2 protein-coding genes are annotated in these 877 nt (G+C 31.9%); both read left to right on the top strand.

Going from position 1 to position 877, the window contains the following annotated elements:
- A partial coding sequence (locus ACFFIS_RS09770) for a PRD domain-containing protein (RefSeq protein WP_390187255.1) occupies nucleotides 1–190 on the top strand: 190 nt, incomplete at its 5' end.
- A 39-nt stretch (nucleotides 191–229) separates the two neighbouring features.
- A partial coding sequence (locus ACFFIS_RS09765; protein ID WP_390187253.1) for a BglG family transcription antiterminator occupies nucleotides 230–877 on the top strand: 648 nt, incomplete at its 3' end.

Here is an 877-nt window from a genome sequence, read left to right as displayed (position 1 = left end):
GCCTTCTATAAGCAGTGATGATCAATCCATACGACCTTATTTGATTTTTGACGTTCCATTGATGAATTTATTCATTCGGTTATTACATGATTATGAAGAAAATTTTAAGATTGAGTTTACCGATGACGTTCTATATAACATTGTTGTTTGGTTGCACTTTTTTATCAAACGTATAAAAAAACAAGCATAGGACATACTACTTATGAACTATAGAGTTAGGGGGAAAAAGATGGATCAGCGTAGTATGGCAGTTTTAAATCAACTATTGAAACAGGATTCATATATAAATGTTCAAGAACTTGCTGCTTTATTAAACGTGTCGCGACGCACGATTTACAGTGATCTTGATAAAGTAAATGATTGGTTGAAGGAACATCATTTTACTGAAATTAAACAAGTAAGAGGACAAGGCTTATATATTGATGAGCTAACTAAAAAGGAAATGCTGACTAATTATTCCTTGTCTGGAATGACGTACTATGAATTTTCCCCCACAGAAAGAAAAGCGTGGATTTATATTCACATTGTAGGTCAGGAAAAAGCTTATTTTCTAGAAGATATTCGCGAGCTTTTTCAAGTAAGTAGAAATACAATACTTGACGATATCAAAAAACTAAAAGAAGAATTAAAGCCTTATAATCTGTATGTTTATTCAGAACGTAAATCTGGATATTTTATTCAAGGGAATGAAAACGACATTAGGAGGTTGATGATTCATTACTTATCGTTCGTCATTCCGAAAGAGGGTTGGTACATTTTCTTATCTAATTTTCAAAAGCCTTCTATAAGCAGTGATGATCAATCCATACGACCTTATTTGATTTTTGACGTTCCATTGATGAATTTATTCATTCGGTTATTACATGATTATGAAGAA

It is taken from the genome of Paracerasibacillus soli (assembly GCF_042432965.1).
GTDB lineage: Bacteria > Bacillota > Bacilli > Bacillales > Amphibacillaceae > Paracerasibacillus > Paracerasibacillus soli.
Note: the sequence above shows the minus strand (reverse complement) of the source record. Positions and strands in the feature narration are given on the sequence as shown.